Consider the following 25,838-nt stretch of genomic DNA (forward strand, 5'->3'; position numbering starts at 1 on the left):
GGCGGTGGTACCGTCCCCGCCCGGGGATCATGGGCGAAGGGGGACGGAGTGCGCAGCCTTCTGTTCGACGGGGACGGGACGCCGCCTTCGGAGCCTCCGGCGCACTGGGGGGATCTGCGGCTCGACGCGGTCGAGGCCGCGATCGCGAAGGCCGCGGGGGAGGACGCCGCGGCCCACCTCTACGGGGCTCCTCGGGATCCTGCGCTCATCGCCGTAAGGCAAGGCGTCTTCCGCGCGCTGGAAGAGCCTGCGGTCGGGGCGGCGGCGCGGGCGTTCACGGCGGAGGCCGCGCTGGTGCGGCGGCGGCTGGACCGGCTCGCGCGGACCGGGCACGCGCCGCAGGCGGGTCGGCGGCTCATCGAGGCCGTCGCGGCCCACGCCGCCGCGGTCGAGGCGTTCGCCGCGGCCCTCGTCCCGGGCGTCCCGGGGCTGGAGGGGCTCGGCGCGGACCTCGCGGCGCTGGTCGCGTCGCCCGCCTTCACCGGCCCGCGCGACGCGGCCCGCGCGCTCCTGGCCCGGCTCGGCGAGGTCCGCTACGAGCTCCTGCTGCGCGGTGACGAGATCACCGTGGGGCCCTGCGCGCCCGGCGCCGACGACGCCTTCGCCGACCGGGTGCGCGCGGTGTTCGCCCGCTTCCGCGCCGACCCCTCGGCCGCCCGCCCGCCGCGGCCGGCCGACGGCTCCGGCCTCGACGTGGTCGAGGCGGCGGTCCTCGACCTCGTCGCCGCGGCCCACCCCGAGGTGTTCGCCGACCTCGCCGCGTTCCTCGCCCGGCACCGCGGGTTCCTGCAGGCGGAGCTGGTCCGGCTCGACCGGGAACTCCGCTTCTGCCTCGGCTGGCTGGACTTCCTCGCGCCCCTGCGCGCGGCGGGCCTGCCGGTCTGCCACCCGGACGTCTCGCTGACCGACCGGACCCTGGAGGTCCGCGACCTCTACGACCTCGCCCTCGCCGTCGAGCGCCCCGCCGAGGTCGTCCCGAACGACGTCACGGCGGGGCCGGACGAGCACGTCCTGGTGGTGTCGGGGCCGAACCAGGGCGGCAAGACCACCCTTTCGCGCGCTTTCGGGCAGCTGCACCATCTCGCCGGGCTGGGCTGCCCCGTCCCGGCGCGCGCCGCGCGGGTCTTCCTGCCCGACCGCGTCCTCACCCACTACGAGCGCGCGGAGAGCCTGGCGAACCCGGCGAGCAAGCTGGAGGAGGAGCTGCTGAGGCTCCGCGACCTCCTGGCCGCGGCGACCGGCGACAGCGTGGTCGTCCTCAACGAGATCTTCATGTCCACCACCGCGTCCGACGCGCTCGCGCTGAGCCGCCCTCTGCTCACCACGCTTCTGGACAAGGGCGTCCGCTGCCTCTGGGTGTCGTTCCTCGACGAGCTGTCCCGGGCGCATCCCTCGGTCGTGAGCATGGTCGCCGAGACCGAGGGCGATGACGCCCGCCGCACCTTCCGGATCGTCCGGGGCCCCGCCGACGGGCGCAACCACGCCCGCGCGCTCGCCGAGCGGTTCGGCCTCACGTACGCGGCGCTCAGCAGACGTCTCGAAGAACGCCGTGCCGGGGAGGTCCTGCGATGAGGCCAAGGCTGCTCGCCGAAGACGTCGACTTCTCCTTCGTCCTCCCCGACGACCCCGTCACGGCGGACCTCGTCACCGATCTGGAACTCGCCGTCCTGTGGGAGGGCATGGCGCGTGGGGACGGACGGCTCCGCACGATCGCCGCCGCGGTGACGCTGCGCCCGCGCACCGATCCCGCCGCCCTCGCCTACCGGCAGGACGTCCTCGCCGACTGCCTCCGCAACCCGGACGCCGTGCGCGCGCTCTATGACCTCGCCCACGAGGCCGTAGAGGAGGAGGACAAGGTCATCCGCGGTATCGGCGGCAGGTCCGACGGCCTCCTACGGCGTGCGCTGCGGGTGCTGGAAGCGTTCTGCGGACGGCTGCGGAGCCTCGCCGCGCTCGCGGCGGCGCACCGGAAGGCGTTCTCCTCACCCGCGTTCACCCGGCTCTTCACGATGCTCGCGGCGAACCTGGACGCGCGATACCTCCGCGAGGTGGAGGAACTGCTCGTGCTGCTGGAGTTCGAGGGCGGCATCGCCGTCACCGGCGGCCTCGGCCCCGGGAACCGGCCGGCGGGCTTCCGGCTGCACCCGCCGCCGGGCGCCCGTCCGGACCGGCGTTCGCGCAAGGCGCGGCTCCGGCACAAGGCGTCGGGCGAGTCGGACGACGACTGGCGCGCCCTGGCCTCCTTCCGCGCCGACCTCCTCGGCGGCGCGGCCGACGCGGCCACCGCCTCCGCCGACGACGTCCGTGACTTCTTCGCGGCTCTGCGGGACGAACTCGGCTTCTACGTCGGCTGCCTCAACCTCGCCGAGACGCTCTCCGCGCACGGCCTTCCGCTCTGCCGTCCCGAGCACAGGCCGCCCGGTGAAGGCGCCCTGTCCGCGCGCGGCCTGTACGACCCCTGCCTTGCGCTCCGCCTGGACGCACCCGTCACGGGCAACGACCTCGACGCCGACGGCATCGCCCTCGTCATGGTCACCGGAGCCAACCGGGGAGGCAAGTCCACGTTCTTGCGCGGCCTCGGCGTGGCCACCCTTATGGCCCAGTCCGGCATGTTCGCTCCCGCCGCGTCCTACAGGGCCACTCCCGCCGACGGCGTCTTCACCCACTTCCGCCGCGAAGAGGACAGAACGCTCACCAGCGGCCGCCTCGCCGAGGAATTGGGCAGGCTGAGCGCCATCGCCGACCTCCTGCGCCCGGGCTCCCTTCTCCTCAGCAACGAGTCACTGTCCTCGACCGGTGAAGAGGAGGCGTCAGCCATCGCCGCCGACCTCCTCCGCGCCTTCACCGCCCACGGTGTCCGCGTCGCCCTCGTCACGCACCTCCACGCCCTCGCCCACGCCACCCACACCGCCCCGCCCGCCCCGGTCCTCTCCCTCCGCGCGGAACGCACCCCCGATGGCGCGCGCACCTTCCGCCTCACCCCGGCGCCGCCCTCCGCGTCCGCCCACGCGACGGATCTCTACCGCCGCATCCTCGACCGGTAAGTGTGAGCTTGCACACGTGGTCCGGTGCGTTCTGCAGGGATTCCGCCCCTGGGCGGCCGCGCGAGGGGGCGGGCCCTGGTGGGGGTGGGGGAGGGGCGCTAGCTTGGCGGCATGAAGATCGGTGATGTGGTGCCTGATTTCGCGGCGCCCGATGAGACCGGGACCGAGCGCAGGCTGAGTGAACTGCTCGCCGACGGCCCCGTGGTGCTTTTCTTTTATCCCGCGGCGTTCACGCCCGGGTGCACCGCCGAGGCGTGCCACTTCCGCGACATCGTCGGGGAGTTCAAGGCGGTCGGCGCCACCCCCGTCGGGATCAGCGGCGACAGCGTCGAGCGGCAGGCGGAGTTCAGCGGCAAGTACGAGCTGGGCTACCCGCTGCTCGCCGACCCCGACGCCGAGGTCCGCAAGCTGTTCGGCGTCGCGCGAGGGCTGGCGTTCGCGCCGACCAAGCGGGTGACGTTCGTCATCGACACCGACCGCAAGGTCCTCGAGCTGGTGAAGAGCGAGGTCCGCATGAACGTGCACGCGGACCGCGCTCTCGCGGCGCTGCGCGGCCGTCAGGCGGTCTGAGTCCGCTCGTCGAGGTCGCGGAACCGCTGCTCGGGCAGCAGCCGCAGCCCGCTCGCGGCGGCCGCGGGGTCGCCGAGGAACCGGTCCATGTCGAAGCGCCGGGCCTCGGCGACCGTCAGCACCCCGCACAGCAGGTCGTCCTCGACGTGGATTATGACGAACGGGCCGATCTGCGCGAAGCCCTCGTCGGCCGCCCTGAGCTCCAGCGCGAGCGCGTGCACCGCGTCGCGGCGCGGGTCGGGACCGGTGCCGCGCAGGCCGTCCAGCAGCGCGACGAAGTCGCGGCGCAGCCGCGCGGGGTTCTTGCCCGCCAGGTAGTACTGGGTGTGCCAGGGCTCCTCGCCGGCCGGGACCTGCATCCGGACGCGCAGGTCGACCGCGTCGACGAGGTTCTCGTACGCCTTCGACAGCAGCTCGTGCGACAGCGGGCGGGCCCCGACGAGGCCGCCGCGCACGGTCGTCGCCTCGACCTCGCCCGCGGCGTACTGCCCGGCGAGGTGGTCCTCGACGGCGTCGAGCGCCTGGGCGAGGTCCCGGTAGCGCTCGAGATCCCTGTCGCGCTCGGAGTCCAGCTCGTCGAGCCGGTCGAGCGCGAGGTCGGTGCGGCCGCGCAGCGCCATCAGCTCCTCCCGGACGGCGTCGAGCGCGCCGGGCTCGTCCAGGCCGGAGAGGGCGCGCGGGACCTCGGGCGCGCCGGGACGGGAGATCCGGTCGCGCAGGTCGACCACCGCCTCGGCGAGCCGCTCGTCCTGCTCGGCGCGGGTGTCGCGCAGTTCGGCGAGCGCGTCGGCCAGGCGCACGGCGTGCTCGGCGTCGGCGGTGCGCAGTTCGTCGAGTTCGGCGCCGATCCGGCGCAGCTCCTCGCCGCCGCCTTCCCGCGCGCCCAGCGCCCGCACCTCCGACAGCGCCAGATCGACCCGGACGCCCTGGGTGCGCAGCTCGGTGGCCAGTTCCCCGGTCCGTTCGCGGGCGGACTGCCGGAGTTCGTCCAGCGCCTCTTCCAGCACGGCGCCCTGACGGGCGTGCTCGGCGGCGACCGCGTCGGCGAGGGCCGTCTGCTCGGCCTTGGCGCGGTGCGCCTCGGTGAGCGCGGCCGCGGCGTCGGCGGCCTGGCGCTCCTGCGCGGCGCGCAGCTCGCCGAGGGCGGCCTCGTGCCGGGCGAGCGCGGCGTCGACCCGCGCGGTCAGCGTCCGGTGCAGTTCGGCGACGGAGGTCTCGGTGCGGCCGGTGCGCTCCTCGATCCGGCCGACGTACCCGGCGAGCTCGTCATGGCGGCGCAGCGCGACGGAGAGGTCCTCCTGGCCCTGCGCGAGTTCGGAGGCGCGCTTGGTGAGGCGCGCGAGGTCGGCGGCCTCCGGTCGGCCCGCGACGTCGGCGCGCAGTTCGGTCAGTTGGCCGAGCGCCTCCTCAAGGCGGGCCGCCAGCTGTTCGGACTCCTCCCGCTGGGCGCTGCGTTCGGCCGTCTCGCGTCTAGACCGGCCGAAGGCCAGGTAGAGCTCCGCACCGGCGACCGCCAGGCACGCGACGACCAACCACACCGCCATGGCACTCCTTAAGGGCTCGAGTATCTCTGACGATAAGCCCTGAAATGCCCCGGGGTCAGGGGGTTTCGGATGTGTCCGAAGATCTTTCAGGCCGCCGCGCCGTCGAGCGCGTCGGTGACCGGGTGGACAGCTTGCGGACGGGAAGTGAGGCAGCACGTTCCGCAGGCCTCGGCCTCCGGCAGGGTCACCCAGAGGCAACAGGTCTTGCGCCGCGGCGGGTCGAGTTCCATCAGGTCGCGGACGGGCCGGCCGGCCATGGCGAGGAGGTCCGCGGCGTCCACCGGCGGCAGCAGTTCGGCGTAGGTCGTCAGCGGACGGGTGAGGGATTCGGCGACCGAGCCCCAGAGGTTCCGGCGGCCCGCGCGGGCGACGTCGGCGAGCGCGTCGATGAGCGGGGTGTGGAGCCCGTCGAGCAGGGCGGCGAGGTCGGTGGTCGACCCGGGCGCCTCGGCGGTGCCGATCCGCATGTGCGGGTACTCCTCGTCGAGGTCGCACACCCGCAGGGTGTCGGCGGTCCACGCCGGGAAGGCGCCGGTGGCGGCCCAGGAGAGCGCCAGGGGGATCGACGCCCAGTAGGCGTAGTTCTTCCACCAGAGGGTCGCGCCCACGTGGCGGGGGGCGTTCCAGCGTGCGGCGTGCGCGGTCACCATCGTGTCGAGGGCGTCGCGATGGGTGGTGGCGAGCTGCGTGACGGTCAGGCCGCCGGTCTCGCGCAGCGCGGGGCCGATGCCGGGCAGTTCGTCGGTCTCGGCGAAGGTCTCGAACAGCGCCATGAGAGGCTGGAGCGTCATGCGGGTCTCCGGTTCCGGAGCCGGGCGGGCCGTACGGCCCGGGGCGGGGGAGGGGTTCCTGGCTCGAAATTAGGTGAGCCTAACCTAACTTTACACGGGGATGCCCCTCTGGGCCACGGGAGGCCCGCACTCGCTGAAAGTCTGGCCTTCTGGCTATGCTTCGGCTAAGGGAAGGCTTGCCTAACTATAGGGGAAAGCGGCCTTCGCCCTTCAGACCGACTCAGCCGGACCCCGGAAGGTGCGCGCATGACGAACACGACGGCCAGGCTGCGCGCCGAGAAACTGCGGCTCGCCTACGACGGCCGCACCATCGTCGACGACCTCGACCTCGACATCCCCGACGGCAGGGTGACCGCCGTCATCGGCCCTAACGGGTGCGGCAAGTCGACCACCCTGCGCGCGCTGGGCCGGCTGCTGAAGCCGCGCGCCGGAAGCGTCATCCTCGACGGGGAGCTCATCGACAGGCTGCCCACCCGCGACGTCGCCCGGACCATCGGCGTGCTGCCGCAGTCCCCGATCGCGCCCGGCGGCCTCACCGTCGCCGAACTCGCCGCGCGCGGACGCCACCCGCACCAGAGCTGGTACCGGCCGTGGTCGGAGAAGGACGAGGCCGCCGTCACCGAGGCGCTGTCCCGCACCGAGCTGCTCGACCTGCGCGAACGCCAGGTGGACGAGCTGTCCGGCGGTCAGCGCCAGCGCGCCTGGATCGCGATGGTCCTCGCCCAGGGCACCGACCTGCTCCTGCTCGACGAGCCCACGACGTTCCTCGACCTCGCCCACCAGATCGACGTCCTCGACCTCGTCCGCGAGCTGAACGGCGACGGCCACACCGTCGTCATGGTCCTGCACGACCTCAACCTCGCCGCGCGCTACGCCCACCACCTCGTCGCCATGCGCGACGGCCGGGTCGCCGCCCAGGGCACCCCCGACGAGGTCCTGACGGCCGGCCTGGTCCGCGACGTCTTCGGCCTGGACGCCCAGATCATCGCCGACCCCTCCTCCGGGACGCCCATGGTGATCCCGCTGAGCCGGGTCAGGGAACCCCGCTCGATTCCGGCGTAAAGCAAAAACCGGGCCTCTCAGCACCAGGGGGCTGTGCTGAGAGGCCCGGACGGGGCGACTCCCACCGGTTGCCAGGAGGATCTCCATTCGCTCTTGGTGATCCGGTGGTGAGTCTCTTCGTTGGCTTAAGAATGCCCAACGGTTCGGCGTTCGACACCATGGTTTCGGTAAAGAAGGCAAGCCTTGCCTTCGAGTCCATCGTGGAGCCGGTCCGCGTGCCGTGGATCGTTGGGACATGTCGTGACATGGGGGAGGGCTCGCCGGGGTGGTAAGCGTCGGGTTATGCTGCGCACCCCGGTGTGCCGAATTGGATTCGGTTTCCTTGCCCCGGGTGTGGGGAGGCGTGAGATGAAGCAGCTCAGCGGACGTACGGCGCTGGTGACCGGCGGCGGCCGCGGGATCGGGCGGGCCATCTCGCTCGCGCTCGGCGCCGACGGCGCGGACGTCGCGGTGAACTACACCAAGGACGCCGAGTCGGCCGAGGAGACCGTCGCGGCACTGCGCGCCCTCGGCGTGCGCGCGGACGCCTACCGGGCCTCCATCGCCGACCCCGGCGAGGCCGCCGACCTCGTCGCCCGGGTCGCCGCGGACTTCGGCGGGCTCGGCATCCTCGTGCACAGCGCCGGGATCGCCAGCCGCGGCAAGGCCGTCGCCGACACCGACCCGGCCGAACTGGCGCGGGTCCTCGGCGTGCACGCGCTCGGCGCCCACCACGTCGCCCGGGCCGCGGTGCCCCACCTGCGCGCCCAGCAGCGCGGCGACGCGGTCTTCATCTCCAGCATCGTCGCCGAGACGACCCCCGCGGGCTCCGCCCCGTACGCGATGGCCAAGGCCGCGATGGAGGCCCTCGCCCACGTCCTGGCCAAGGAGGAGCGCCGCCACGGCGTCCACGTCAACGTCGTCGCCCCCGGCCTCACCGACACCGACATGGGCCGCCGCCTCGCCCGCGCCACCACCGGCGCCGACGACATCCGCGCCCTCGACGCCGCCTCCCCCTTCGGCCACGTCTGCTCCCCCGAAGAGGTCGCCGACGCCGTCCGATTCCTCGTCTCCCCCGCCGCCTCCTACCTCACCGACCAGCGCATCGTCGTAGACGGCGGCACCTTCTGACCTCGCCGCCCCGTTCCCGCCGGCCGACGGGAACGGGGCGCGCGATGCCTTCATGGCGCCCGTGCGGCTCGCCGGATCCGCCTGAGACGGTTCGGGCGGGCGGCGGGTTCGGCGTGCGGGGGCACAACGGCCGGGGGACACCGGTCCCTGGGCGGGGGGATCGGCGGGGAGCGAGGCTCCGGGGTATGAAGATGACATTCGCCGGGGCCGCGGCGGCCGGGGGCGCGCTGGCGCTCGTCGCCGTCCTGGGGCAGCCCGCGCAGGCGGTTTCGTACGACTCGGTCAAGCTCGTGGTGACCAGCGCCAGTGGCAAGGCGATCTATCTGGAGCACCACATCGCCAAGTGCAAATCGAAGACGAACTGCACGCAGTCGGGCAAGGACGGCACCACCAAGACGGCGAAGTACACGCAGACGATCAAGGTCCGCAAGGACAGGTCGGTCTGGGTCAGCACCACGGCGCTCAACAAGCACCGGGTCCGGGTCTACGTGAACGGCAAGCTGGTGCGGGACCGCAACGCGACCTGGCAGGGCCAGGACGACGCGGGCTTCTACATCAGCGACCTCTACATCCGCTGACTTGGGCCGTGCCGGGGCCCGTCAGCCGGTGATGACGGCGACGACGGTCGTGCCGGGGGAGAACTCGCCGGAGGCGGCCATCGTGTAGACGCCGTGGATCATCTTGCCGGTGTAGACCGGGTCGAGGGGGACGCCGTGGCGTTCTTCGAAATCGGCCACGAAGGCGGTGAGTTCGGGGGTGGCGCGGGCGTAGCCGCCGTGGTGGAAGTCGGTGCGGAGCGACCAGGGGCCGGGGCGGACGGCCGGGGAACCGTTCGCCAGGCCGTGCGCGTGGTGGAGGCGGCGGACCTCGTCGGCGAGGAACCCGCCGCCTTTGAGCACGGCGAAACCCAGGGCGCACGATCCCGGGCGGAGGCCCAGGGACAGCCCCGCGAGGGTGCCGCCCGTGCCCACCGGGCAGCACAGTACGTCGTAGGGCTCGGTGATCTCGGCGGCGAGTTCGGCGCAGCCGCGGACCGCGAGCCCGTTGGAGCCGCCCTCGGGCAGCACGTAGTAGCGGCCCGGAGGCACCGGCTTGTCTCGGTAGGCCGTACGCGAGACGTACCGGAGCTCCATCCCTTGCGCGGTCGCGAACTCCAGCACCGGGTTGAGCGGAACGTGCTCTTCGCCCCGGATGATCCCGACCGTCGCGAAGCCGAACCGGCGCCCCGCCGCGGCCGTCGCGCGGATGTGGTTGGAGTAGGCGCCGCCGAACGTGAGCAGCGTGTCGTGCCCCTGCGCGGCGGCTTCCGCGAGGTTGTACCTGAGCTTGCGCCACTTGTTGCCGGGGATCTCCGGGTCGATGAGGTCGTCCCGTTTCAGCAGCAGCCGGACGCCGCCGAGCCGCGCGTCGTCGACGGCGACGAGCGGGGTCGGCGGCACGTCCGGCAGCACGCGGATCAGGCGCCCAGCTCCGCGGCGACGGCCGCGGCGAACGTGTCGATGTCGGACTCGGTGGTGTCGAACGACGCCATCCAGCGGACCTCGCCGGTCTGCTCGTCCCAGGTGTAGAAGCGGAACCGCTTCTGGAGCCGTTCGGTGACGTCGCGCGGCAGCACCGCGAACACCGCGTTCGCCTGCACCGGCCGGGAGATCTCCATCCCGGGCAACCCCGTGACGGCGTCGGCGAGCCGCCGGGCCATCGCGTTCGCGTGCCGGGCGTTGCGCAGCCACAGGTCGCCCTCGTACAGCGCGACGAGCTGCGCCGAGACGAACCGCATCTTCGACGCGAGCTGCATCGCCGACTTGCGCAGGTACTTCAGCGAAGGCGTCACCTCGGGGTTCAGCGTGACGACCGCCTCGCCCAGCATCGCCCCGTTCTTCGTCCCGCCGAGCGATACGAGGTCCACCCCGGCGTCGGTGGTGAACGCGTGGATCGGCAGGTCGAGCGTCGCCGCCGCGTTGGAGATCCGGGCTCCGTCGAGATGGACGAGCATGTTCCGCTCGTGCGCGTAAGAGGTGATCTCGGCGATCTCCTCGGGCGTGTACCGGGTGCCCAGCTCCGTCGTCTGGGTGATCGACACGACGTGCGGCTGCGCCCGGTGCTCGTCGCCCCAGCCCCACGCCTGACGCTCCAGCAGCGCCGGCGTCAGCTTCCCGTCGGGCGTCGGGATCGTCCAGATCTTGATCCCGGCGACCTTCTCGGGCGCGCCCCCCTCGTCCACGTTGATGTGCGCGGTCTCCGCCGCGATCACCGCGGACCAGCGCCGGGTGGCGGCGGACAGCGCGACGACGTTCGCCCCGGTCCCGTTGAACACCGGGAACGCCTCGGCGGACTCCCCGAAGTGCCCGCGGACGACCTCCTGGAGCCGCGCGGTGTAGACGTCGTCGCCGTAGGCGATCTGGTGCCCGTCGTTCGCCGCGACGATCGCCGCCAGCACCTCCGGGTGGATCCCGGCGTAGTTGTCGCTCGCGAAGCCGCGTGAAGACGGGTCATGAAGGGTGCTCATGCGGCGCGGATGCCTTTCGTGGAGTCGATGACGTCGCCCAGGCGCTTGGCCAGGGCCTCGTAGAACATGCTCAGCGGGAACTCGTCGGGCAGGACCGCGTCGACCCAGGCCTTCGGCGGCTCCGCGACGGGCAGGGCCGCCACGCCCTGGGCCCAGGCGGAACCGGGGTGCGGTTCGACATAGTTCGACACGAGATCATAGGCCGCGAGCCAGTGCGCGAGCTTCGGCCGGTCGATGCCGTCCTTGTACAGGCCCTCGACCTCGGCGCACAGCGCGTTGACGGTCTCGGGCAGCCGCTCCCAGTCGAGGGTGAGCCGGTTGTCGGTCCAGTGCAGTACGCCGTGCTTGTGCAGGTAGGCGAACAGGAGCTGGCCGCCGAGCCCGTCGTAGTTGCGGACCCTGGCCCCGGTGATCGGGAAGCGGAACAGCCGGTCGAAGAGGATCGCGTACTGCACGAGCGGCGCGTGCGGCAGGTCCAGCCGGGTCGCCTCGCGGAACGTGTTGAGGTCGCAGCGCAGCTCCTCCAGGGCGTACAGCCAGTACGGCATGCGCTGCTTGATCATGAACGGGTCGAACGGCAGGTCGCCGTGGCTGTGCGTGCGGTCGTGGATGAGATCCCACAGCACGAACGTGTCCTGGGCGAGTTCCTGCGAGGCCAGGAGGCGGGCGGCGTCCGGCGGGAGCGGCAGCCGCAGCGTGTCGGCGGCGGCCCGCGAGACGCGCCGGAACCTGGCCGCCTCGCGGTCGCAGAAGATCCCGCCCCAGGTGAACTTGGGCGGCGTCTCCCGGACGGCGACGGTCTCGGGGAACAGCACCGCGGAGTTGGTGTCGTAGCCGGCGGTGAAGTCGGTGAACGCGACGGGCACGAACATCGGGTTGTCGTACCGGGACCGTTCCAGCTCGGCCAGCCAATCGGGCCATACGACGCGGCACAGGACGGCCTCGAAGTTCCGGTCGAGGTTGCCGTTCTGGGTGTACATCGGGAAGACGACGAGGTGCTCCAGGCCGTCCTCGCGGCGCAGCTGCGGCTGGAAGGCGAGCAGGGAGTCGAGGAAGTCCGGGACGCCCAGGCCCTCGGCGTCCCAGCGACGCAGGTCCCCGACACAGGCGTCGAGGTAGGCCGCGTCGTGCGGGAACAGCGGGGCGAGGGCCTCGACGGAGGCGGTGATCAGGGCGAGCGCCTTGCGCGCGTCGGGCGCGGAGGCGGCCGGGACCGACCCGTCCTTGAGCTGGAACGGGCGCAGTTCCTCCACGGCGGCCTTCAACTCGGCCCACGCGGGGTGCGCGGCGGCCTCGGAGGCGACGGCCGCGGCGTCCGCGGCGGGCTCGCCCGCCGCCCAGGTGACGATCCCGCGCCACAGGGCCGCGTGGTCCAGGTCGTCGATGGAGTCGTCGCCGAAGAGGTCGGAGTCGGCGAACACCGCGACACGCCCGGCGTCGGCGCGGACCGCGACGGCCAGGGGCGCGCCCGCCGGGTCGGCCGTCGGGGAGGTGCGCAGCAGCACCTCGGCGCCGACCGGCGCGGTGAGGGCGCCCGCCCGGTAGAAGCAGGCCGCGCCCACCCCGGCCAGGATGTCGTCGGCCCCGACGGGCCCGCCGCGCTCGGCGAGCACCCAGTGCGCCACCTCCCGGTAGGACCGCCGCGGGTCCTGCGCGGTCGTCGAGGAGACGCCGACGCCGAAGCGCGCCAGAACGTCGTCGAGGTTCGTGCCGTACTTGTCCTGTTCGCACTCGGCGAGGACGACGAGACCGCCGCCTCCGCGGACGAATCCCTCGATCGCGTCGATCTCCTCGGGGGAGAAGAGCGGGGAGCCGAGGCCCGTGGTGCGCTCCCAGCGGTCCTCGGCCGGATGGGCGATGACCAGGACGTCGTGGCCGGCCAGGGCGCCGGCGGTGAGGGGGCCCTCGGTGTGCGGGGCGATCCCGTGGCCCGCGGCGCGCAGGAGGTCGGCCGCCCGCGTGTACCCGGCGTCGGCGGGGTGTCCGGGGTTCATCGCCTTGACGGCGTCGGGCCGGATGCTCCACGCCTCCCGGTGGGCCTCGTCGAACAGTACCTGTGCGAAGCCACGCATGGGCGAACCTCCCGGAAACTCTCATCAATACAACAGATCTTACGGGATATACCGTACTGGAAAGGAAAATCTTCTGTCACCTTCGGTCGCCGCTAGGCTTTGACCATGTCTTCTCCCGTCTCTTCGAAGGTGCGCGTGCGCTTCGCGCCCTCGCCCACCGGCATGTTCCACGTGGGCGGCGCCCGCTCCGCGCTGTTCAACTGGGCGATCGCCCAGCAGACCGGGGGGACCTTCGTCCTGCGGATCGAGGACACCGACGCCAACCGCAACCGTCCGGAGTGGACCGAGGGGATCATCAGCGCCCTCGCGTGGATCGGCGTGAACAGCGACTCGCCGCACTTCGAGGGCCCCCTCATGCAGTCCGCGCAGGAGGCCCAGCACCGCGCCGCCGTCGCCGGGCTACTGGAGGCCGGCCACGCCTACCACTGCACCTGCACCCGCGAAGAGGTCATCGCCCGCACCGGCGACTCCAACCGCGGCTACGACGGCCACTGCCGCGACCTCGCCCGCCCCGAGGGCCTCGTCCGCTTCCGCACCCCCGACGAGGGCGCCACCGCCGTCGACGACCAGGTCCGCGGCCTCGTCGAGTTCCCGAACGCCGCGATGGAGGACTTCGCGGTCGCCCGCAGCGACGGGTCCCCGCTGTTCATCCTCGCCAACGTCGTCGACGACATCGAGATGGGCATCACGCACGTCCTGCGCGGCGACGAGCACCTGTCGAACACGCCCAAGCAGCAGCTCCTGTGGGACGCCCTGGGCAAGACCCCGCCGATCTGGGCGCACGTCCCGGTGATCGTCAACGAGAAGCGGCAGAAGCTCTCCAAGCGGCGCGACAAGGTCGCCCTGGAGGACTACAAGGCCGAGGGCTACCTTGCCGACGCCATGGTCAACTACCTGATGCTGCTCGGCTGGGCCCCGTCCGGCGACCGCGAGATCCTGCCCTGGTCGGACATGGTCGCCGAGTTCGCGATCGCCGACATCAACAGCTCCCCGGCGTTCTTCGACGTCAAGAAGCTGCGCGCGATCAACGGCGAGTACATCCGGGCGCTGCCCCTGGAGAAGTTCATCGCCGAGGGCGAGGCGTTCCTGGACCCGTCCTGGGACCGCAAGGTCTGGGCGCAGCTCGCCGAGCTGGCGCAGACCCGTGCCGCGGTGCTCTCGGAGATCCACAACCTCGTCGACTTCGCGTTCCTGGACGAGCCCGTCTTCGACGAGCAGTCCTGGACCAAGGCGATGAAGGAGCCCGCCGCCGAGCTGCTCGCCGCGACCGAGGAGTCCTACCGCGAGGCCCCGTGGACGGCCGAGGAGCTGAAGAACCGGCTCGAGGCGGTCGGCACGGAGTTCGGGCTCAAGCTCGGCAAGGCCCAGGCGCCCGTCCGCGTCGCCGTCACCGGCCGGACCGTCGGCCTGCCGCTGTTCGAGTCGCTGGAGGTCCTCGGCCGGGAGCGCACCCTCGCCAGGATCGCCGCGGCACGCGCCCGTTTGGCCTCCTGATCGCGCGGGATTGGGGCTGAGTTGGGCGGATCGGGGAAAGATCTCCGTCCATGAGGCGCACCCCGATCACGCTGGCCGACGGCCGCGAGCTCATCTACTTCGACCTGGAAGGCGACCCGCCCCGGGAGGTCCGCGACAAGCGGGCGCTCCCGGAGCCGCCCCAGGCGTCCGAGCTGCGCCTCGACGAACTGCGGGGCGAGTGGGTGGCGATCGCCGCGCACCGCCAGGCCCGCACGTTCCAGCCGCCGGCCTCGGAATGCCCGCTCGACCCGTCGCGGCCGGGGTTCTCCACCGAGATCCCCGGCCCGTACCGGGTCGTCGCGTTCGAGAACCGGTTCCCGTCGTTCTCCGAGCGGATCGAGGGCTCCTCGACGGGTCCGGGCCTGCGCCCCGGCCAGGGCCGCTGCGAGGTGATGTGCTTCACCGCCGACCACAACGGCTCCTTCGCCGACCTCTCGCCCGCCGACGTCCGGCTCGTCATGGACGCCTGGGCCGACCGGACCACCGCGCTGTCGGACACCCCGGGCGTCGAGCAGGTGTTCCCGTTCGAGAACCGCGGGGAGGAGATCGGCGTCACCCTGGCCCACCCCCACGGCCAGATCTACGGCTACCCGTACGTCACCCCGTACACGGCCCAGCACCTCGCGGCCCTGGACCGCGACCCCGACATCTTCGTCCGGCTCCTCGACCGCGAACGCGCGGGCGGCCGCGTCCTCACCTCGAACGAGCACTGGACGGCCTTCGTCCCCTACGCCGCCCGCTGGCCCTTCGAGGTGCACGTCTACCCCAACCGCCGCGTCCCCGACCTCGCGGCGCTCTCCGACGCCGAACGCGACGCCTTCGGCCCGGTCTACCTCCCCGTCCTCAAAGCCTTCGACGCCCTCTTCGACGTCCCCCTCATGCCCTACATCGCCGCCTGGAACCAGGCCCCCGTCCACCACGCCCGCGACACCTACCACCTCCACCTCCAGCTCTTCACCATCCGCAGAGCCCAGTCCAAACTGAAGTACCTGGCCGGCTCCGAATCCGCCATGGGCGCCTTCATCAACGACATCCGCCCCGAGCAGGCCGCCTCCATGCTCCGCGAATCCCTCACCCGCGCCACTTCCCCAGGCGCCCCGGGCCAAAAGCAGATCCCCGGCCTCAGCTAGCCGCGCGGCCCGGCTTCGGCCTGGCGCGAAACCGGGTGACGGGGAGGGGGATCGGCCCGATCATGGGCATGGCGGGACCCGGCGAGGGGGCCGCATGTGGTGTGGAAGGGCTGTGGTGTTGTGGGGGTTCCCGGGAGGATCCTGGTGGCGGGGGACTGGCATGGGAACAGTTCGTGGGCGCATCGGGTGATTCGGGCGCTGCCCGAGTTGCTGCCGGAGGAGAGTCCGCGGCTTGTTCTGCATTGCGGTGATTTCGGGGTGTGGCCCGGTGGGGAGAAGTTCCTGCGGAAGGTCGATCGGGCGCTCGCCGAGGTCGACGGGGTGCTGGGGTTCGTCGATGGGAACCATGAGGACTTCTCGGCGCTGCACGCGGCGCCGCGGTTCGAGGGGAAGGGGGCCGTGCGGGAGCGGATCTGGCATCTTCGGCGGGGGCACCGCTGGACGTGGCACGGGCGCACGTGGCTGGCGCTCGGCGGGGCGGTCTCGCTCGACCGTTCGTTCCGGGTCCAGGGGCGGAACTGGTGGGCGGACGAGGAGATCACGCGTGCCGAGGCCGCCGAGATCGGCGCGGCGGGCCCCGCGGAGGTGATGGTCACCCACGACTGCCCGGCCTCCGTCGAGCACGTGTTCCGGCCGCTGCCGCCGTGGCTGTCCGGGCGCGACCTGGCCGACGGCGTCGCCCACCGGGCCCTGCTCCAGGACGTGGTCGACGAGGTCCGCCCGTCCCACCTGATGCACGGCCACCTGCACCGTGCCTACCGCCGCACGGTCCCCATGGCCCACGGCCCCGTCGAGGTCACCGGCCTCGAATCCGACGGCGCCCGCACCGGCAACTGGGCCGTCCTCGACGTCCGCACGATGCACTGGGCCGACGGAACCTGAAGCCCCCGGGATCAGCGGCCCTTCTCCCCGAGGATCCCGTACGGCACGTCCGCGGCGTCCGGGTCAGGGCCTCTTCTGGGTGATGAGGGCTTCCATGCCGTCCAGGAGGATTTTGAGGGTGTAGGGGAAGAAGGCGTCCAGGTCCAGGTCGTAGCCGGTGGGGGGGAGGGAGGCGATGACCTTGGTGAAGGTGGGGAGGTGGGTGAGGTCGGTGCCGGCCATGTTGTGCTCGGTCCATTCCTCGTCGGAGCGGCCGGTGGTGGATTGGGCGTGGGCTTCGCGTTCGAGGTTGGCGGCGAGACCCTGGACGTGGCTGTAGAGGAGGACCTGGAGGTTGAGCATGGTGGTGGGGTCCAGGCCCAGGCCGTCGAGGGAGGTGAGGACCCATTCGCCATAGGTCATGAGGTTGGGGAGGAAGAGGGGGCGGCCCAGGGGGGTGATGTGGGCGAGCCAGGGGTGGGCGCGGTGGGCCTGCCAGAGGAGGTGGGCGGCGAGTTCGCAGCGGGCGCGCCAGCCCTGCGGCGGGGTGGCGGGCCAGACGGGTTCGCCGTAGGCGGTGTCGGCCATGAGGAGGACCATCTCGTCCTTGCTGCCGACGTGGCGGTAGGGCGACATGGTCGAGACGCCGAGGCGGGCGGCGACGCCGCGCATGGAGAGGGCGGCGATGCCCTCGGTGTCGGCGATCTCCATGGCGGCGGCGATGACGTGGGCGCGGGTCAGGTCGCGGTCGCCGGCCGGACGGCGGGGCCTGCCGCGTTCGGCGACGACGGTGCCGCTGCGCGGCCTGGGCTCGACCAGTTCCTCGTGGGTCAGCGCGGCGAGCGCCTTCGCGGCGGTGGCGGGCGCGACGCCCCACCGGATGGCGAGCTGCCTGGTCGAGGGGACGCGGTCGCCCGGCGCGAGTTCGCCGCTCGTGATGCGCTGTCTGAGGTCTTCGGCGATCTGCTGGTACGACGTCATCGGATCCACCCCTTCTGTACTAGTACAGAAATTAGCAGAAGCCCCTTCTCCACACTGTATGTACGGCGTACATTCAGCTGTACACGACGAAAGGGAGAACGCCATGAAGGTCCTCATCTCCGGTGCCGGCGCCGCAGGTTCCGCGCTCGCGTTCTGGCTCGGCCGGAACGGCCACGAGGTCACCGTGGTCGAGCGCGCGCCCGCACTCCGCCCCGGTGGCCACGCGGTCGACGTGCGGGGCGCGGCGGTCGAGGTCGCCGCCCGCATGGGGATCGACGCGCAGATCCGGGAGGCGCGGACCGCCTACCGCGGCATGTCGATGCTCGACGGCGACGGCGTCGAGGTCTTCCGGGACACCGAGTCGACCTACAGCGGCGGCCGGATCGGCAACGACGACGTGGAGCTCCTGCGCGCCGACCTCGCCCGGATCCTGTTCGACCGCGCCCCCGCCGAGTACCTCTTCGGCGACGCCGTCACCGCGCTGGACGAGCACGCCGACGGCGTCCGGGTCGAGTTCGAGCGGGCCGCGCCCCGCGAGTTCGACCTCGTCATCGGCGCGGACGGCCTGCACTCCCGCGTGCGCGCGCTCGCCTTCGGCCCGGAGGACGAGTTCGTCCACCTGCTCGGCCAGTACATCGGCATCTACTCGGTGGACAACTTCCTCGGCCTGGAGGACTGGCAGACCTGGCTGCGCGACGGCGACACGGGCTACGGCCTGTTCACCACCCGCGACAACGCGAGGCTCACGGTGTTCCTCGGCTTCGAGGCCGCCCCGTTCGCCTACGACCACCGCGACGTCGAGGGCCAGAAGCGCCTCGTCGCCGAGCGCTTCAAGGACGCCCGCTGGGAGACCCCGCGCCTCCTCGAGGCGATGCGCGACGCGCCCGACTTCTACTTCGACGCCGTCGCCCAGGTCCGCATGGACCGCTGGACCTCAGGCCGGGTCGCGCTCCTGGGCGACGCCGCCTACTGCCCGTCCCCGATGTCCGGCCAGGGCACGAGCCTCGCCCTCGTCGGCGCTTACGTCCTCGCCGAGGAGCTGAACCGGGCCGACCACACGACGGCCTTCTCCCGCTACGAGACGCGCATGCGCCCCTTCGTCGAGGCGAACCAGGCCCTCGCGCTGGAGAACCCGGGCGGCCCGGCCCCGGAGGAATCGGTCGACAAGGCCAAGAACGCCATCGCGCTGTAGCCCTGCCCGAAAGCGGAGAACCCGGCCCCGAACACGCGGGAGCCGGGGGAAGCGGTGGCCGTGCGGGGCGCGGCCGGGTCGGACCCGAACCCCACGGGACGCTCGGGGAGCGGGGTCAGCCGCAGAGGATGCCCGCCTTGTAGAGGTGGGCGTGCTCGTCGTAGTACCAGGTGTCGGCGACGAAGCTGATGCACATGTTGCGGCCCTTCACCTTGACGGGGCCGGCGTAGTACTTGAACTTGCCGCTGTCGGAGTCGGTGTTGACGCCCTCGTGCACGTTGTCCTCGGCGAGGGTCTGGTTGTAGAGCCAGATCGAGGCCTTGTGCTTGAACTGCGAGTAGTACTTCGTCTTGACGTTGACGGCGCAGTTCCAGCCCGACGAGGAGTTGTAGTACACCTTGACGTGGCTGATGGTGTTCCACTTGGACTTGACCGCGTAGGTCTTGCGCAGGCTGCCCGAGCAGCCGTAGCCGCCCGCACTGGCCGAGCCGGGGATCGACAGCGAGAGCGCCGAGGCGGCGAGGACGGTTCCGGCGATGGCCGTGACACTAGTCCCGAACTTCACGGTTTCCTCCTTTTTGAGACCATCCGAAACCCTAGCGGTTCAAGATCGCGGTCGGGGAGGGTCAGCGGGAATGCGGCTCCGGACGGTGCCGCTTGCCCTTGGGGGCGACGGGGGTGTCGAAGAGGTGGCGGAGCGTCGGGTTCTCGGCCGGGAGGGAGTACTGCTGCGGCGGCCACCAGCAGGTGCCGGTCGCGGCGACGGGGGCGCCCTGGAAGCCGCTGTCCCGGGCCTTGGGGAAGGCGATGGCTCCGGGCGGCGGGGGCTGTTCCATCGGGGTGCTCCTCGGTCGGGTCGGGGGAACAGCAAAGCACTGTTCCGTCCCGTCCGCCCCGGAAAACGCAAACGCCCCGGCTCCATCCCTGGAGTCGGGGCACATCAGACGTCAGGCGCTCTTGATGCCTTCGAGCAGAGCCTGGAACGCGTTGGCGCGCAGCGTCTGGTGGCCGACACCCGGGTTCTTCGAGTCCCGGACGCCCCTGGCGAGACCGAGATCGGCGAGCTCCACGCACTCCTCATTGATCCCGCTATAGGACGACTTGCGCCATACGGTCACTTTTCCGCCTCCTTGATCAGCTCGGACAAGAGCGTCCGCGACGCTCCGGTGGTGAGGGCGTGGTCGCCAATACGGTCGAAGCGTCCGAGTAGCGATCGTACTTCGCCGGGGTCTGTCACCAAGCGGCCCCCGGCTGGGGTCTCGACGTATCCGACGTCGCCGGTGGGGAGGGTCAGCAATCTCAGCGGACCGTCGATTCCGGGATATATGCCTTCGTCTCTTGGGACCACTCGCAAGATGATGTGCCGGAACTCGGTCAGTTCGGCGAGATGCCGAAGCTGGCCGAGTCGAATCGCGGGGTCGGGAGTGGTCCGGTCCAGAACCCCTTGGTCGAGGATGACCCGGATGGTAGGCGGGTTGGCCCGATTCAAGGCGGCCTGCCGCTCAAGGCGTTCGTTCAGGCGACGCTCGACGTGTTGGGCTTCTCCCAACTCCAGAACGCTCCGGGCGTACTCGGGCGTCTGTAGGAGTCCGGGAACGAGGGTCGGGTGGAACTGCTTGATGACCAGTGCGCGCCGTTCCTGCTCGAGGTGTTCGGCGAACCATCCGCTCGACTGGGTGATTCGGGCGAGATGCACTAGGCCCTTGAAAAGGCCGCCGGTCGCCCACTCGCGGTCCAGGGCTTCGGCCTGGTCATCAGCGAGCGGGCTGTTGCCGTGCTCGATCTTTGAAACCGCGGCCTTTCCGACCCCGATGAGGTCGCCCAACTGGCTGCCCGTCATGCCTTTCTGTGTGCGGTGAAACCACACCCTGTTAGCGACCAGTGCGGCTACAGAGCTCGACGGGTCGGGCCGTTCCTTGCCGTACATGAACACCTCTCAAGTTACGGACGGTTTCTGATCCATCACGGAACCGAGACAAGCATCGCCGAGACCAGCACCATTCGTCTCAGGAACCCGAGAAACAGGGCGGTGGCCATGCTGATCGTCGGATTGGTCCTCTGGGGGCTGATCGTCGCCGTGTTCCTGGGCGCTCTCGGCCTCTGGCTCAGGGACCTGGCGCGAGCGACCGGACGGCACGGAAGGGAAGGGGGCGGGGATGACCGAGAGGGAAGCGCATGAGCCGCGGGAAATCGTGGGGCTCCGGGAGATCACGACGGCGCGGGAGCTGCTCGAGCTCGTCGCGGAGGTGGAGCGGGGGAGGGCCGGCGCGGCCGCGCGCGTCCGGAAGGCACCGCTGTGCGCCGAGTGCGGCGTCGACGTGTGCGACGGGCACGGGCGCCCCCTGTCCGACGCCGAACTCTACGAGGACGGCTTCACCGCCGAGCCCGACGGCCCCACCCCCCTCGCCCTGACCGCCCCGATCGACGCCTTCGACCCCGTGGACCCCCTCGAAGAGCCCGCCTGGGCCGACGCCGACCCGGAGGCCGCCGAGATCGCCCGCCACGTCGGCCTCCTCCTGACCCTCGCCCGCGAAGTCCGCGCCTGCCCCCACTGCCCGATAGCCCTGGACGGCCTGTGCTTCACCCACTGCGCCGCCCTCCGCGCCGCCCTCCGCTGACCCCGCGGTCCTCCAGGGAGGACCCGTACGCGGTGGCCTACCGGCGGAGGGCGAAGCAGGTGAGGGCGTCGGGTTTCTCGAAGACGCCGCGCATCACCGCGAACGTCTGGTCGGCGCCGCACTCCTGCCACATGCGCATGTTCGGGCCCCACCAGCCGAACCCGAACACGATGGCGGCGCCGGTGAACAGGATGATGCCGGCGAGCCATGCGACGAACGCGTTATTCGACAATCCCACCCCTTCCGGAGGCGCCACTGTCGCGCATCGGCGGCGGCGCGCACGGTCGCGTGACCGGACCGTCACCGGAACGGCGCAGTCCCGCGACCAGCGCGGCGCGTCAGGTTTCGCAGACGACGCCGTCGTGGTCGCGGTCGGTGTACCAGGCGTATTCGGGGTCGGCGCCCTGGGTGTAGGGGCCGTAGCCCGCGGCGTTGGCGGCGGCGCAGGTGCCGAAGTGGGGGTCGGTCACGGGGGCGGCGGGAGCCTCGGTGGTGGGCTTCGGCTTCGGCTTCGGTTTGGGCTTGGGCTTCGGGTTGGGGTTGCGGGACTTGGCGGGGGCGGCGGTGACGGTCTCGGTGACCGTGACCGTCGTCGTCACGGTGACCGTCGCGGCGGGGGCGGACCGCTGGACGGCGGCCGGGGCGGCGGTGTCGGAGTCGAAGAGGGCGCCGCAGGCGGCGGCGAGGACGAAGAGGGCGACGAAGCCGCCGCAGCCGAGCAGGGCCCAGCTTCCGGCCGAGTTCTTGGGCTGGGGCTGTCGGCCTGGTCCGGTCTGTGCCATCGCGGTCTCCCGTCGCAGAAATTCCCCCACGAAAGACTGTGCCCGGAGAGCGCGCGCGGCGGGGGCGTCGTGACCGGGGCGTCGTCGAGATGACGCGCAGCCGCGACCCTGCGGACGGGTACCCGAGGCGGGAGGGCCGGGTTAGGGTGCGGTCATGAGGGATCACGCGGAGTACTGCGGGCTGTTGGAGGCGGAGGTCGACCGGCTGGCCGAGGCGGTCGCCGGGGCGGATCCGGGGGCGCTGGTGCCCGGGTGCGACGACTGGACGGCACTGGACCTCGCCCAGCACATCGGGCTGACCCATCGGTGGACGATCCGGGTGGTGGAGACCGCGGCGACCGAGCGGCTGGCGGTCCGCGACGTGCCCGTGGACTTCCCCGAGGAGTGGGCGGCGTACCCCGGGTGGGTCGCCGAGGGCGGGTCCCGGCTCGTCGCGGCGCTCCGGGCCGTCGAAGGCGACGCGCCGGTGTGGGCGTGGGGCCCCGACCAGCACATGCGCTGGTGGGCGCGGCGCCAGTTCCACGAGACGATGGTGCACCGTGCCGACGCCGAAGGCGCCGCGGGCAGGGTCCCGGTGTTCGATCCGGTCCAGGCCGCCGACGCCATCGACGAGTTCCTCACCAACATCCCGCACGGCCGTGCCTCGGGTCCGGCGATCGCCGCCCTGACAGCGCCGGGAACGCTCCACCTGCACGCGACGGACGCCGAAGGCGAGTGGACCGTCCGTTTCGGCCCCGACGGCTACTCCTGGGAGCGCGGTCACCTCAAGGCCGACGCCGCGGTCCGCGGCCCCCTCGCCGACCTCCTCCTGTTCACCTTCGGCCGCCAGGGCGACGCCTCCCTGGAGATCTTCGGCGACCGGGTCCTGCTCGACGCCTGGCTCGGCGCCTCACGGTTCTGACGCCGGACCGCCCGGCGCGGAGTTCGTGGTGTTCGAGTCGCGCCCGCCGCGGCTGCTCGTCGGGATCGGCGTCGGCATGGCGCCCGGCGGGGCCGGGACGGTCCTCAGCCGATGCCGGGGCTCCAGGGGGCGACGCCCACCTCGCGGGTGGTGCCGAAGTCGAGGTTCAGGCCGTCGAGGCGTTGCGGGGTGAGGCCCGCGCCCGGCGTGACGACGACGCGGTCGATGACGACGTTCTCGCCGCCCGCCTCGACGAGGTTGCGCCACAGGAAGCCCGCGGTGGCGGTCTTGCCCGGCGCGACCGTGACGGCCTGGGCGGGGGCGTCGAAGGTCGGGATCGAGGCGACCCCACCGGACCCGTGGGTGATCTCGACGTCGATGCGGGCGCCGTCGGCGTCGATCAGGGAGACCTCGGGGTAGCCGTTCAGCGCGATCGGCTTCTTGCCGCAGTTCTGGAGATCGATCTGGACGACGCGCAGGCCCATCGCGGCGTCGGAGACGCCTTCGAGGATCCGGTAGCCCTCGGCGGGGCAGGCGCCGGACGGCACGGGCGGCTTCTCGCCCGGAGGCGGGGCCACCGACACCGAGACGTCGGTCGGCACCGGGACGGGCGCCTCGGAACCCCCGGGGGCCGCGGAGCCGGACGCCGCGGCCGAGGGGGAGGCCGTGGCCTTCGCGCCCTCGTCCCCGGAGTCGCCGGAGCCGTCCGAACAGCCCGTGGCCAGCGCGAGCAGGACGGCGAGTCCCGCCCCCCATCGCGTGCAACGCATGACATAACCCCCGAATCGGATAAGGCGGCCGACGCTACCACCGGTGGGGGAGTCAGGGGAGGTGAAGGACCGCCTTGCCTCCGTCGAGGTCCACCCGGGTGCGGGGTGGCGCGTTGTCGCCCTCTTCGTCGCGCAACATGAGGGAGGAGCGCTTCTCGTCGAGTTCGTAGCGCTTCGTCGGGGCGAACAGGGCCTGCATCTCGTCGAGTCCCGCCGAGGCGACCGGGCGGCTGTCCTCGGGCTTGCGCCACGGCAGCCGGTACCGCTCGTTGGCCCGCAGGCCGAGGCGGTCGACGGCGGCGACCACGATGAGCAGCAGGACCAGCCCCGGCAGGGACGTCACCACGAGCAGTGCCAGCATTCCCGTCATAGCCCCCCAACGTACCCGCGCGGCCCCTGGTTCCGCGAGGTCGACCATCAGGTCTCCGAGAGCGCCCATTCCGGGGTGTCGGGGTTGCGGATCGCCTCGGGCGGGAGGGTGTTGGGCGCGAAGAGGAGGCCGCCGATGGCGTCGAGCATGAAGAGGCCGAGGTACTCCCAGGTGCCGTAGGTCTTCCGGCCCTCGGCGAGGTCGAGTTCGAAGGACGCGCTCGCCCTGAAGAGCAGGGGCCTGACCAACCGCCAGCGCATCCGCATCACCTCGGGCGGGAGGTCCGGCAGGGTGCGCGCGACCGCCCGCATCGCGTCGCCGAGGTGCGACCCGGCCAGCTCCGGCAGGGCCCTCGTCTCGACCGAAGGGTCGCTCAGCACCTGGGTGACGAACCGGGCGTAGTAGGTGGGCGGACCGAGGCGGTCGAGGTGGACGAGGGTCGGGAGCAGGACGCAGGCAAGGTGTTCGCGCGGGTCGGGGGAGTCCGCGGCCTTCTCGATCATCTCCCGGCCGATCGCGTCGGTGCGCGCGCCGTGCGTCCTGATGATCTCCAGGATGAGATCGAGCTTGGTGCCGAAGTGGTAGGCGACGGCCGAGTGGTTGGCCGCGCCGGCCTCCTCGGCGATGCGCCGGGCGGAGACCGCGGTGACCCCGTGCTCGGCGATCAGGCGCTCGCCCGCGGCCAGCAGCAGTTCCCGGGTCCCTTTCACCGTCATGCCGACCATCCTCCCATCTGTGACACCGGTCTCTCTCGCGGTGATCGGGTACCGATCATTAAGTCGAGTGACTTAACCTTATCGCAGTGCTTAAGTCGATTGACTTAAAGATTGTCGCCGGCTTCGGCCGCGGGCCGTGACGAGGGGAGAGCGAGCCGATGCAGGAGACGGAGACCGCCGAGGGGAAGCCGGAGGCGGGCACGGGAGGGCGGAAGCAGCCGCCCAAGGCGGTGATGTATGCCTTTGTCGGCCTCATCCCGTTCCTTCTGGTGATGATGCTCGTCAGCGTCTACACCACGTCGATGCACCAGCCCGTGCCGCGCGACCTGCCCGTCGCGGTGATCGGCACCGGGCAGCAGGCGGCCGGGCTCGCCGACGCGCTCAACGCCGCGGAAGCCTCCCCGGTCGAGGCGCGCACCGTGGGCAGCGTCTCGGAGGCCGAGAGCCTGCTGAAGCACCGGGAGATCAGCGCCGCCTTCCGGCTGCCGGCCGCCCAGGGCGGCCCCGCGACCCTCTACACCGCGCAGGCCGCCGGCATGGGCCAGGCGTCGATGACGCAGGCGATCTTCACCCAGATCGCCGGCCGGCAGGGCCTCCAGGTGGACCACAGGGAGATCGCGCCGCTGCCGCCCGAGGACGGCATGGGCACCTCCGCGATGATGATCGTCACCGGCTGGATCCTCGCCGGATACATGATCATCACCATGCTCACCCAGGGCATGCCCGAGGCGTTCACGCTGCGCAGGACCCCCGCGTTCCTGGCCGTCTGGGCGGCGCTGATGAGCTTCGTCGTCTGGCTGATCGCCGATCCGGTCATCGGGGCGGTCGGCGGGCACGCCTGGGAGATGCTCGCGCTCGGCTGGACGACGATCTTCTGTGTCGGTTTGGCGCAGAGCTTCATCGCCCGGCTCATCGGCGGTCTCGGCTCGATCGTGGGCGTCTTCCTCCTCATGTACCTGGGCGTCCCGTCGTCCAACCTCGGCATGCCGGTGAAGGCGATGCCGGGCCTCTTCGAGTGGCTGCACGGCGTCCTGCCCACCCCGGCGGCGGGCGAGGCGCTGCGCGCGATCCTCTACTTCGGCGGCGACGGGGTGAGCGGCCACCTGCTCGTCCTCGCGCTGTGGGGCGCGGTCGCCGTCGCGGGCTCGGTCCTGCTCGACTCCCTCCGCAACCGGCCCAAGGCCAGGCACCTGCTGACCGAGGACGGGGAGACGGCCGTGGACGAGGCGGCCGAGGCCGCCGCCGCGTCGGCGGTCCCCGCCACGGTCTGACCCGGCCGCCACCCAGAGCTTCCGCCCTAACT

The 25,838-nt window shown here is 71.9% G+C and carries 28 protein-coding genes; 13 read left to right on the forward strand and 15 right to left on the reverse strand.

Annotation, left to right across the window (positions count from 1 at the left end):
- Nucleotides 1–48: 48 nt before the first annotated feature.
- From EDD29_RS09980 to EDD29_RS09990, 3 genes are all read left to right on the forward strand, one after another.
- On the forward strand, nucleotides 49–1,572 hold the full coding sequence (locus EDD29_RS09980) for a MutS-related protein (protein WP_123664119.1): 1,524 nt from the start codon (nucleotides 49–51) through the stop codon (nucleotides 1,570–1,572).
- Nucleotides 1,569–3,044 (forward strand): MutS-related protein, encoded by a 1,476-nt coding sequence (locus EDD29_RS09985; protein WP_123664120.1) that lies wholly within the window; start codon nucleotides 1,569–1,571, stop codon nucleotides 3,042–3,044. Before EDD29_RS09980 ends, EDD29_RS09985 begins: the two co-directional genes overlap by 4 nt.
- Before the next feature lie 111 nt (nucleotides 3,045–3,155).
- The gene (locus EDD29_RS09990) at nucleotides 3,156–3,614 is read left to right on the forward strand and encodes a peroxiredoxin (protein WP_123664121.1); all 459 of its coding nucleotides are present in this window, start codon (nucleotides 3,156–3,158) and stop codon (nucleotides 3,612–3,614) included.
- Here the strand turns inward: EDD29_RS09990 and EDD29_RS09995 are convergent.
- Both EDD29_RS09995 and EDD29_RS10000 read right to left on the reverse strand, forming a co-directional pair.
- Nucleotides 3,602–5,158, reverse strand: a complete 1,557-nt coding sequence (locus EDD29_RS09995) for a coiled-coil domain-containing protein (RefSeq protein WP_123664122.1) — start codon at nucleotides 5,156–5,158, stop codon at nucleotides 3,602–3,604. The genes EDD29_RS09990 and EDD29_RS09995 overlap by 13 nt on opposite strands.
- An 86-nt stretch (nucleotides 5,159–5,244) precedes the next feature.
- Entirely contained in the window at nucleotides 5,245–5,949 is a 705-nt protein-coding gene (locus tag EDD29_RS10000) for a (2Fe-2S)-binding protein (RefSeq protein ID WP_123664123.1), read from the reverse strand.
- A 246-nt stretch (nucleotides 5,950–6,195) separates the two neighbouring features.
- Between EDD29_RS10000 and EDD29_RS10005 the strand changes: the two genes are divergently transcribed.
- The 3 genes from EDD29_RS10005 (at nucleotide 6,196) to EDD29_RS10015 (ending at nucleotide 8,699) form a co-directional block, all read left to right on the forward strand.
- Nucleotides 6,196–7,011: an ABC transporter ATP-binding protein gene (locus EDD29_RS10005; RefSeq protein ID WP_123664124.1), complete on the forward strand. Its 816-nt coding sequence runs from the start codon at nucleotides 6,196–6,198 to the stop codon at nucleotides 7,009–7,011.
- Nucleotides 7,012–7,359: 348 nt separating this feature from the next.
- The gene (locus tag EDD29_RS10010; protein ID WP_123664125.1) at nucleotides 7,360–8,121 is read left to right on the forward strand and encodes an SDR family NAD(P)-dependent oxidoreductase; all 762 of its coding nucleotides are present in this window, start codon (nucleotides 7,360–7,362) and stop codon (nucleotides 8,119–8,121) included.
- A 185-nt stretch (nucleotides 8,122–8,306) separates the two neighbouring features.
- Nucleotides 8,307–8,699: a hypothetical protein gene (locus tag EDD29_RS10015; RefSeq protein WP_123664126.1), complete on the forward strand. Its 393-nt coding sequence runs from the start codon at nucleotides 8,307–8,309 to the stop codon at nucleotides 8,697–8,699.
- Between the two features lie 21 nt (nucleotides 8,700–8,720).
- Here the strand turns inward: EDD29_RS10015 and EDD29_RS10020 are convergent, their stop codons facing one another.
- The 3 genes from EDD29_RS10020 to EDD29_RS10030 are packed head-to-tail and all read right to left on the reverse strand — an operon-like array spanning nucleotide 8,721 to nucleotide 12,699.
- Nucleotides 8,721–9,572: a 1-aminocyclopropane-1-carboxylate deaminase/D-cysteine desulfhydrase gene (locus tag EDD29_RS10020; RefSeq protein ID WP_246052664.1), complete on the reverse strand. Its 852-nt coding sequence runs from the start codon at nucleotides 9,570–9,572 to the stop codon at nucleotides 8,721–8,723.
- Between the two features lie 5 nt (nucleotides 9,573–9,577).
- Nucleotides 9,578–10,627 (reverse strand): threonine aldolase family protein, encoded by a 1,050-nt coding sequence (locus tag EDD29_RS10025; protein ID WP_123664127.1) that lies wholly within the window; start codon nucleotides 10,625–10,627, stop codon nucleotides 9,578–9,580.
- Nucleotides 10,624–12,699, reverse strand: coding sequence for a DUF6421 family protein (locus EDD29_RS10030; protein ID WP_123664128.1), 2,076 nt, complete (start codon nucleotides 12,697–12,699; stop codon nucleotides 10,624–10,626). The genes EDD29_RS10025 and EDD29_RS10030 overlap by 4 nt, the downstream gene beginning before the upstream one ends.
- A gap of 105 nt (nucleotides 12,700–12,804) precedes the next feature.
- Here EDD29_RS10030 and gltX point away from each other — a divergent pair, with 105 nt between their 5' ends.
- The 3 genes from gltX (at nucleotide 12,805) to EDD29_RS10045 (ending at nucleotide 16,226) form a co-directional block, all read left to right on the forward strand.
- Nucleotides 12,805–14,193, forward strand: a complete 1,389-nt coding sequence (gene gltX, locus EDD29_RS10035) for a glutamate--tRNA ligase (protein ID WP_123670387.1) — start codon at nucleotides 12,805–12,807, stop codon at nucleotides 14,191–14,193.
- Nucleotides 14,194–14,243: 50 nt separating this feature from the next.
- Entirely contained in the window at nucleotides 14,244–15,344 is a 1,101-nt protein-coding gene (gene galT / locus EDD29_RS10040) for a galactose-1-phosphate uridylyltransferase (protein WP_123664129.1), read from the forward strand.
- Nucleotides 15,345–15,488: 144 nt separating this feature from the next.
- Nucleotides 15,489–16,226 (forward strand): metallophosphoesterase, encoded by a 738-nt coding sequence (locus EDD29_RS10045; protein WP_170201341.1) that lies wholly within the window; start codon nucleotides 15,489–15,491, stop codon nucleotides 16,224–16,226.
- 63 nt (nucleotides 16,227–16,289) lie between these two features.
- On the opposite strand, the gene EDD29_RS10050 is transcribed toward EDD29_RS10045, so the two are convergent.
- A complete protein-coding gene (locus tag EDD29_RS10050) occupies nucleotides 16,290–17,186 on the reverse strand; it encodes a GntR family transcriptional regulator (protein WP_123664131.1) in 897 nt (298 codons plus the stop codon).
- A gap of 103 nt (nucleotides 17,187–17,289) precedes the next feature.
- Here EDD29_RS10050 and EDD29_RS10055 point away from each other — a divergent pair, with 103 nt between their 5' ends.
- A complete protein-coding gene (locus EDD29_RS10055; RefSeq protein WP_123664132.1) occupies nucleotides 17,290–18,378 on the forward strand; it encodes an FAD-dependent monooxygenase in 1,089 nt (362 codons plus the stop codon).
- Nucleotides 18,379–18,493: 115 nt separating this feature from the next.
- On the opposite strand, the gene EDD29_RS10060 is transcribed toward EDD29_RS10055, so the two are convergent.
- The 4 genes from EDD29_RS10060 to EDD29_RS10075 all read right to left on the reverse strand — a co-directional run bounded on the left by EDD29_RS10060 (nucleotide 18,494) and on the right by EDD29_RS10075 (nucleotide 20,305).
- The gene (locus EDD29_RS10060; protein WP_123664133.1) at nucleotides 18,494–18,943 is read right to left on the reverse strand and encodes a hypothetical protein; all 450 of its coding nucleotides are present in this window, start codon (nucleotides 18,941–18,943) and stop codon (nucleotides 18,494–18,496) included.
- Between the two features lie 61 nt (nucleotides 18,944–19,004).
- Complete coding sequence (locus EDD29_RS10065) at nucleotides 19,005–19,214, reverse strand: hypothetical protein (RefSeq protein WP_123664134.1); 210 nt, start codon at nucleotides 19,212–19,214, stop codon at nucleotides 19,005–19,007.
- Between the two features lie 111 nt (nucleotides 19,215–19,325).
- Complete coding sequence (locus EDD29_RS10070; protein ID WP_123664135.1) at nucleotides 19,326–19,496, reverse strand: DUF397 domain-containing protein; 171 nt, start codon at nucleotides 19,494–19,496, stop codon at nucleotides 19,326–19,328.
- Nucleotides 19,493–20,305 carry a helix-turn-helix domain-containing protein gene (locus EDD29_RS10075; RefSeq protein WP_148085917.1) on the reverse strand — a complete coding sequence of 271 codons (813 nt, stop codon included), beginning with the start codon at nucleotides 20,303–20,305 and terminating at the stop codon, nucleotides 19,493–19,495. The genes EDD29_RS10070 and EDD29_RS10075 overlap by 4 nt, the downstream gene beginning before the upstream one ends.
- A 229-nt stretch (nucleotides 20,306–20,534) precedes the next feature.
- On the opposite strand from EDD29_RS10075, the gene EDD29_RS10080 reads away from it, so the two are divergent.
- A complete protein-coding gene (locus EDD29_RS10080; protein WP_148085918.1) occupies nucleotides 20,535–20,996 on the forward strand; it encodes a hypothetical protein in 462 nt (153 codons plus the stop codon).
- Between the two features lie 37 nt (nucleotides 20,997–21,033).
- Here EDD29_RS10080 and EDD29_RS10085 read toward each other — a convergent pair whose 3' ends face one another.
- Both EDD29_RS10085 and EDD29_RS10090 read right to left on the reverse strand, forming a co-directional pair.
- Nucleotides 21,034–21,228: a hypothetical protein gene (locus EDD29_RS10085; protein WP_123664138.1), complete on the reverse strand. Its 195-nt coding sequence runs from the start codon at nucleotides 21,226–21,228 to the stop codon at nucleotides 21,034–21,036.
- 106 nt (nucleotides 21,229–21,334) lie between these two features.
- A complete protein-coding gene (locus EDD29_RS10090; protein ID WP_123664139.1) occupies nucleotides 21,335–21,778 on the reverse strand; it encodes an excalibur calcium-binding domain-containing protein in 444 nt (147 codons plus the stop codon).
- Nucleotides 21,779–21,932: 154 nt separating this feature from the next.
- On the opposite strand from EDD29_RS10090, the gene EDD29_RS10095 reads away from it, so the two are divergent.
- The gene (locus tag EDD29_RS10095; RefSeq protein ID WP_123664140.1) at nucleotides 21,933–22,679 is read left to right on the forward strand and encodes a maleylpyruvate isomerase family mycothiol-dependent enzyme; all 747 of its coding nucleotides are present in this window, start codon (nucleotides 21,933–21,935) and stop codon (nucleotides 22,677–22,679) included.
- 104 nt (nucleotides 22,680–22,783) lie between these two features.
- Here the strand turns inward: EDD29_RS10095 and EDD29_RS10100 are convergent, their stop codons facing one another.
- The 3 genes from EDD29_RS10100 to EDD29_RS10110 are packed head-to-tail and all read right to left on the reverse strand — an operon-like array spanning nucleotide 22,784 to nucleotide 24,535.
- Nucleotides 22,784–23,449 carry a DUF4232 domain-containing protein gene (locus EDD29_RS10100; protein ID WP_123664141.1) on the reverse strand — a complete coding sequence of 222 codons (666 nt, stop codon included), beginning with the start codon at nucleotides 23,447–23,449 and terminating at the stop codon, nucleotides 22,784–22,786.
- A 52-nt stretch (nucleotides 23,450–23,501) separates the two neighbouring features.
- Complete coding sequence (locus EDD29_RS10105; protein WP_211359626.1) at nucleotides 23,502–23,819, reverse strand: DUF6191 domain-containing protein; 318 nt, start codon at nucleotides 23,817–23,819, stop codon at nucleotides 23,502–23,504.
- Nucleotides 23,820–23,866: 47 nt separating this feature from the next.
- Entirely contained in the window at nucleotides 23,867–24,535 is a 669-nt protein-coding gene (locus EDD29_RS10110; protein ID WP_170201342.1) for a TetR/AcrR family transcriptional regulator, read from the reverse strand.
- A 158-nt stretch (nucleotides 24,536–24,693) separates the two neighbouring features.
- Between EDD29_RS10110 and EDD29_RS10115 the strand changes: the two genes are divergently transcribed.
- Nucleotides 24,694–25,806: an ABC transporter permease gene (locus tag EDD29_RS10115; RefSeq protein ID WP_123664143.1), complete on the forward strand. Its 1,113-nt coding sequence runs from the start codon at nucleotides 24,694–24,696 to the stop codon at nucleotides 25,804–25,806.
- Nucleotides 25,807–25,838 lie beyond the last annotated feature (32 nt).

This window comes from Actinocorallia herbida, from assembly GCF_003751225.1.
Taxonomy (GTDB): domain Bacteria; phylum Actinomycetota; class Actinomycetes; order Streptosporangiales; family Streptosporangiaceae; genus Actinocorallia; species Actinocorallia herbida.

Bases quoted from the DNA above. Each gene is read 5' to 3' on its own strand.
- EDD29_RS09985 (WP_123664120.1), top strand. From the start codon at position 1,569: ATGAGGCCAAGGCTGCTCGCCGAAGACGTCGACTTCTCCTTCGTCCTC.
- EDD29_RS09990 (WP_123664121.1), top strand. From the start codon at position 3,156: ATGAAGATCGGTGATGTGGTGCCTGATTTCGCGGCGCCCGATGAGACC.
- EDD29_RS09995 (WP_123664122.1), bottom strand. From the start codon at position 5,158: ATGGCGGTGTGGTTGGTCGTCGCGTGCCTGGCGGTCGCCGGTGCGGAG.
- EDD29_RS10000 (WP_123664123.1), bottom strand. From the start codon at position 5,949: ATGACGCTCCAGCCTCTCATGGCGCTGTTCGAGACCTTCGCCGAGACC.
- EDD29_RS10005 (WP_123664124.1), top strand. From the start codon at position 6,196: ATGACGAACACGACGGCCAGGCTGCGCGCCGAGAAACTGCGGCTCGCC.
- EDD29_RS10010 (WP_123664125.1), top strand. From the start codon at position 7,360: ATGAAGCAGCTCAGCGGACGTACGGCGCTGGTGACCGGCGGCGGCCGC.
- EDD29_RS10015 (WP_123664126.1), top strand. From the start codon at position 8,307: ATGAAGATGACATTCGCCGGGGCCGCGGCGGCCGGGGGCGCGCTGGCG.
- EDD29_RS10025 (WP_123664127.1), bottom strand. From the start codon at position 10,627: ATGAGCACCCTTCATGACCCGTCTTCACGCGGCTTCGCGAGCGACAAC.
- EDD29_RS10030 (WP_123664128.1), bottom strand. From the start codon at position 12,699: ATGCGTGGCTTCGCACAGGTACTGTTCGACGAGGCCCACCGGGAGGCG.
- gltX (WP_123670387.1), top strand. From the start codon at position 12,805: ATGTCTTCTCCCGTCTCTTCGAAGGTGCGCGTGCGCTTCGCGCCCTCG.
- galT (WP_123664129.1), top strand. From the start codon at position 14,244: ATGAGGCGCACCCCGATCACGCTGGCCGACGGCCGCGAGCTCATCTAC.
- EDD29_RS10050 (WP_123664131.1), bottom strand. From the start codon at position 17,186: ATGACGTCGTACCAGCAGATCGCCGAAGACCTCAGACAGCGCATCACG.
- EDD29_RS10055 (WP_123664132.1), top strand. From the start codon at position 17,290: ATGAAGGTCCTCATCTCCGGTGCCGGCGCCGCAGGTTCCGCGCTCGCG.
- EDD29_RS10065 (WP_123664134.1), bottom strand. From the start codon at position 19,214: ATGGAACAGCCCCCGCCGCCCGGAGCCATCGCCTTCCCCAAGGCCCGG.
- EDD29_RS10075 (WP_148085917.1), bottom strand. From the start codon at position 20,305: ATGTACGGCAAGGAACGGCCCGACCCGTCGAGCTCTGTAGCCGCACTG.
- EDD29_RS10080 (WP_148085918.1), top strand. From the start codon at position 20,535: ATGACCGAGAGGGAAGCGCATGAGCCGCGGGAAATCGTGGGGCTCCGG.
- EDD29_RS10090 (WP_123664139.1), bottom strand. From the start codon at position 21,778: ATGGCACAGACCGGACCAGGCCGACAGCCCCAGCCCAAGAACTCGGCC.
- EDD29_RS10095 (WP_123664140.1), top strand. From the start codon at position 21,933: ATGAGGGATCACGCGGAGTACTGCGGGCTGTTGGAGGCGGAGGTCGAC.
- EDD29_RS10100 (WP_123664141.1), bottom strand. From the start codon at position 23,449: ATGCGTTGCACGCGATGGGGGGCGGGACTCGCCGTCCTGCTCGCGCTG.
- EDD29_RS10105 (WP_211359626.1), bottom strand. From the start codon at position 23,819: ATGACGGGAATGCTGGCACTGCTCGTGGTGACGTCCCTGCCGGGGCTG.
- EDD29_RS10110 (WP_170201342.1), bottom strand. From the start codon at position 24,535: ATGACGGTGAAAGGGACCCGGGAACTGCTGCTGGCCGCGGGCGAGCGC.
- EDD29_RS10115 (WP_123664143.1), top strand. From the start codon at position 24,694: ATGCAGGAGACGGAGACCGCCGAGGGGAAGCCGGAGGCGGGCACGGGA.